General features: G+C 63.3%; 3 protein-coding genes. All 3 read left to right on the top strand.

What is annotated here, in order from left to right; genetic code table 11:
* Positions 1–281: 281 nt before the first annotated feature.
* Positions 282–1,667: a M20/M25/M40 family metallo-hydrolase gene (locus EN742_RS30325; protein WP_126058259.1), complete on the top strand. Its 1,386-nt coding sequence runs from the start codon at positions 282–284 to the stop codon at positions 1,665–1,667.
* Positions 1,668–1,754: 87 nt separating this feature from the next.
* Positions 1,755–2,375 (top strand): ribonuclease D, encoded by a 621-nt coding sequence (locus EN742_RS30320; RefSeq protein WP_126058260.1) that lies wholly within the window; start codon positions 1,755–1,757, stop codon positions 2,373–2,375.
* 17 nt (positions 2,376–2,392) lie between these two features.
* Positions 2,393–2,593 (top strand): hypothetical protein, encoded by a 201-nt coding sequence (locus EN742_RS30315; RefSeq protein ID WP_126058261.1) that lies wholly within the window; start codon positions 2,393–2,395, stop codon positions 2,591–2,593.
* Positions 2,594–2,901: the final 308 nt, after the last annotated feature.

Genomic DNA, 2,901 nt, shown 5'->3' with positions numbered 1-2,901 from the left:
CCCAAATAAGGTCCATCGGCAGTTTTCGCCGAAGTCCGGAGCAAGGCCCGTCCCCCGCCTATCCCGGACAACTGCGGCAGCCTATCCCCCCTCTCCGGGCTGCCGCAACGTTTCGAGTAAGGCCGCCGTGGTTCCCCCTCCACCACGGCGGCTTTTTCGTCTTCAGGTCAGACATATCGGTCTGAATGTTTTTCCGCTGCCAAACGCTGGTCCAACGTTCCCGGCTTTTCGTTTTCGGCTCGTCCCTTTAGGGTCGGCGCAAAATCGAAAGGCTTCAGACAATGTCCAGAATCTCCCCCGTCCTCGATCGTCTCGACCAGAATCTCGACCAGAGCCTCGAGCGCCTGTTCGGCCTGCTCGGCATCAAGTCGATCTCCACCGACCCGGCCTTTGCCGAGGATTGCCACAAGGCGGCGGAATGGCTGGTGGCCGAGCTGAAGCTGATCGGCTTCGACGCCAGCGTGCGCGACACGCCCGGCCATCCGATGGTGGTGGCGCATCACGACGGGCCAGCGGGCGCGCCGCATGTGCTGTTCTACGGCCATTACGACGTGCAGCCGGTCGATCCGATCGAATTGTGGGAAAGCGATCCATTCGCGCCGGCGATCAAGGAGATCGAGCCTGGCCGCAAGATAATCACCGGCCGCGGTTCGGCCGACGACAAGGGGCAGTTGATGACCTTCGTCGAGGCCTGCCGCGCCTGGAAGCAGGTGCATGGCGGCCTGCCTTGCCGCATCACCATCCTGTTCGAGGGCGAGGAAGAGTCCGGCTCGCCGTCGTTGAAGCCGTTCCTCGCGGCCAATGCCGCCGAGCTCAAGACCGACTTCGCGCTCGTCTGCGACACCGGCATGTGGGATCGCGAGACGCCCTCCATCTGCGTGTCGCTGCGCGGCATGGTCGGCGAGGAAATCACCGTCAAAGCGGCCGATCGCGACCTGCATTCGGGGCTCTATGGCGGGGCTGCCGCCAATCCGATCCGGATCCTGGCCGGGATCCTGGCCGATATCCACGACAAGGATGGGCGCATCACCATCCCGGGCTTCTATGACGGTGTCGAGGAGACGCCGTCGCAGGTGCTGAAGTCGTGGGAAACGCTCGGCGAGACCGCCGAGAGCTTCCTCGGGCCGATCGGCCTGTCGATCCTCGCCGGCGAAAAGGGCCGCTCGGTGCTCGAACTGACCTGGGCGCGGCCGACGGCGGAGTTCAACGGCATTATCGGCGGCTATACCGGCAAGGGCTTCAAGACGGTGATCGCGGCGGAGGCCTCGGCCAAGGTGTCGTTCCGCCTCGTCCACAAGCAGGACCCCGAGAAGATCCGGGCTGCGTTCCAGGCTTTCGTTCAAGAACGCATCCCGGCTGACTGCTCGGTCGAATTCCATCCGCATGGCGGCTCGCCGGCGATCAAGCTCTCCTACGACTCGCCGTTCCTGGCCAAGGCCAAGGAGGCGCTGTCCGACGAATGGGCGAAACAGGCGGTGATCACCGGCGGCGGCGGCTCGATCCCCGTGGTCGGCGATTTCCAGACCTATCTCGGCCTGGAGTCGCTGCTGGTCGGCTTCGGTCTCGACGATGACCGCATTCACTCGCCCAACGAGAAATACGAGCTCACTTCGTTCCACAAAGGGCAGCGCTCCTGGGCCCGTATTCTCGACGCGCTGACGCGCTGAGGGGTCGAAAGACAAGTTTTTGTTGATTTTTCGTCGGATCGCGGTGAGGACGAAACGAACAGCGCAGGCCGCGATCCGGAGACAATGATGAGCGACATCCGCTTCCACAAGAACGACTTGCCCGACCTGTCCCACTACAATGTCGGGGCAGTGGCCATCGACACCGAGACGTTGGGTTTGAACCCGCATCGCGATCGTCTCTGCGTGGTGCAGATCTCGCCGGGCGACGGCAGCGCCGACGTCATCCAGATCGCGCCCGGCCAGAAGAAGGCGCCGAACCTGGTCAGCCTGCTCCGCAACCGCAGCGTCACCAAGCTGTTCCATTACGGCCGCTTCGACATCGCCGTGCTCTACAACGCCTTCGGCGTCGTGGCGGAACCAGTGTTCTGCACCAAGATAGCCTCGCGCTTGACCCGCACCTATACCGACCGGCATGGGCTGAAGGACATTTGCGGCGAGCTTCTCGGAGTCACCTTGTCGAAGGTACAGCAATCGTCGGACTGGGCGGCGGAGACCCTGTCGCCGGAACAGCTCGAATATGCCGCCTCCGACGTACTCTATCTGCACCGGCTGCGCGAGGTGCTGGCCGCCCGGCTGGCGCGCGAGGGCCGCACGAAGGAGGCCGACGCCTGCTTCCGCTTCCTGCCGACGCGTGCCAAACTAGACCTGATGGGCTGGGGCGAGGAGGATATCTTCGCCCATAGCTGACGGCCTCGGAGGACGACATGGCGGAGAGGAAACCGATAGCAACCGCGCCGACCGACGGCTCCAAGGTCACCGTCTACTGGAAGGACGGCAATGGGGTGATCAACGAGTCGATCGCGCAATTTCGCGACGGCGGCTGGTGGACCTATATCGACAGCACCACGCAGAAAAAGGTCGAGCCGACCAGCTGGCGGCCTGCCGTAAGCGACGATGACGACTAGGGGGCTATTGATATTCAGGTGATGCCGGCCTGCAATGGTGGATTCCTGCGCTTCCGGTACTCACGGACCCAAAAGTCCGCTCCATTGCGGTTATCGGAATCCACCATCTTCGGCTCGGCCTGACCTGAATCTCAACAGCCTCTGGAGCAATTACAGGAAAGGCGGCGCGGATGAGCTGGTCGCTGGCGGGCGGGGTTGCTTTGGCTTAGCCTGAACCCGTTGATATCGAGGCCGATTCGGGGGGCGCGCCCCGGCGTCGCCCTCCTGCTCAGAGGAAAGCTCAATGGGTATCGAAAGCCTTCTCATCT

The organism is Mesorhizobium sp. M4A.F.Ca.ET.020.02.1.1 (assembly GCF_004022645.1).
Classification (GTDB): domain Bacteria; phylum Pseudomonadota; class Alphaproteobacteria; order Rhizobiales; family Rhizobiaceae; genus Mesorhizobium.
This window is presented reverse-complemented; position numbering and strand designations above follow the sequence as displayed.